2 protein-coding genes and 1 pseudogene are annotated in these 1831 nt (G+C 62.6%); 2 read left to right on the top strand and 1 reads right to left on the bottom strand.

Features of this window, described 5'->3' with window-relative positions:
* Positions 1-309, bottom strand: a pseudogene (locus EN969_RS29440) (GlxA family transcriptional regulator); the annotation flags it as partial.
* A 77-nt stretch (positions 310-386) separates the two neighbouring features.
* Between EN969_RS29440 and EN969_RS29445 the strand changes: the two are divergent.
* Positions 387-1304 carry a 3-keto-5-aminohexanoate cleavage protein gene (locus EN969_RS29445; protein WP_013528293.1) on the top strand — a complete coding sequence of 306 codons (918 nt, stop codon included), beginning with the start codon at positions 387-389 and terminating at the stop codon, positions 1302-1304.
* Positions 1305-1325: 21 nt separating this feature from the next.
* Positions 1326-1831 (top strand): HD domain-containing protein (locus EN969_RS29450; RefSeq protein ID WP_127419646.1); only part of this gene is annotated, 506 nt, incomplete at its 3' end.

The following is a 1831-nucleotide window of genomic DNA, read 5'->3' on the forward strand; positions in this document are numbered from 1 at the left end:
CAACAGAGCCGAGGTTGCATAGTTCTGGGTGCCGAAGCCGGCGACGACGACAAGAACGTCGGTCGACTCGCCCGCATCGAAGCGGCCGCCGACCGCCACCGGCAGGCCGCAAGTGGTGACTGGAGCCTCGCCGGTCACCGAGACCAGCTTGAAATCGAACAGGGTCTCGCCGGAGATGCGGTTGGCCGCGCGCAGTGGATCGACGGCGGATGCGACGCACATGATCGACGAACCGGAAAATACCAGCAGCGTCACCCTAAGCGGCGAGCGCTCGGCGCGAAAGATCGTTGGTTTTTCGCTTTTCGTCATGGAAGCTTCGTAAAACGCAAAACAGTTTCCGGCAAGTCGGGCATTGTTGAGGTCTATTTCTTTCGGAGGAGAGTTCCATGCCGCTTGCGATGAACCGTGAGGTCTTCATTACCTGTGCCGTGACCGGGTCCGGCGGGTCGCAGGACCGCAGCCCGCATGTGCCGCGCTCGCCCAAGCAGATCGCGGATTCCGCCATCGATGCGGCCAAGGCGGGCGCCGCCATCGTGCATTGCCATGTGCGCGATCCCGAGACCGGTAGGCCGAGGCGCGACGTACATCTCTACCGCGAAGTGACCGAGCGCATCCGCGCGGCAGAAGTCGACGTCATCCTGAACCTGACCGCCGGCATGGGCGGCGACATGGTGTTCGGATCGCCGGAAGCGCCGCTGCCGCTCAACGAAAAAGGCACCGACATGGGCGGTGCCACCAACCGCATGGAACATGTGCGCCAATGCCTGCCGGAAATCTGCACACTCGACTGCGGCACCATGAATTTCGCCGAGGCCGACTATGTCATGACCAACACGCCCGGCATGCTGCGCGCCATGGGCGGCATGATGACGGCGCTCGGCGTCAAGCCGGAGATCGAGGCTTTCGACACCGGCCATCTGTGGTTCGCCAAGCAACTGGTCGAGGAAAAGGTGCTCAACCCGGATGCGCTGGTGCAGCTTTGCATGGGCGTGCCGTGGGGTGCGCCTGATGATCTCAACACCTTCATGGCCATGGTCAACAATGTGCCGTCGACCTGGAACTGGTCGGCCTTCGCCATCGGCCGCAACCAGATGGCTTATGCCGCGGCGGCGGTGCTGGCCGGCGGCAATGTCCGCGTCGGGCTGGAGGACAATCTGTGGCTCGACAAGGGCGTGCTGGCCACCAATGCACAGCTGGTCGAGCGCGCCGCCAGCATCGTCACCAATCTCGGCGCCAGAATCCTTGGACCGGAAGAGGTACGGCAGAAGCTCAACCTCACCAAGCGGGCGCCGATCGCGGCATAATTATTCGTCGGGAGGGTCGGCATGACTACCGTAAAATTCACCGCGATGAAGGATGGCGACCGGGACGACTACGAGTTCCTGACCGCGCATGAAATCGACTATGCGGCCAGGACCGGCGAGCGGCTGCTCGACGCGCTGGTGCAGCTCGACGCGGGTCTTTCCGGCTACAAGATCACCCGGCTCGGCCATTCGCTGCAGGCAGCGACACGTGCCTGGCGCGACGGCGCAGACACCGACTGGATCGCTTGCGCGCTGCTGCACGACATCGGCGACATCTATGCGCCTTACAATCACGACGAATATGCCGCTTCGATCCTGAAACCTTTCGTGCGCGAGCAATGCACTTGGGTGGTGGAAAAGCATGGCGACTTCCAGCGGCTCTATTATGCCCATCATCTCGGCGGCAACCGCCACGCCCGCGACCGCTTTGCCGGCCATGCTTATTTCGACGATTGCGACCAGTTTTGCGAACGCTGGGACCAGCCCAGCTTCGACCCCGACTATGACACGCTGTCGATGGAATTCTT

This window comes from Mesorhizobium sp. M7A.F.Ca.CA.003.01.2.1, from assembly GCF_003998945.1.
Lineage (GTDB): Bacteria > Pseudomonadota > Alphaproteobacteria > Rhizobiales > Rhizobiaceae > Mesorhizobium > Mesorhizobium ciceri.

Coding starts and splice junctions, on each gene's coding strand:
- EN969_RS29445 (WP_013528293.1), top strand. CDS start 387: ATGCCGCTTGCGATGAACCGTGAGGTCTTCATTACCTGTGCCGTGACC.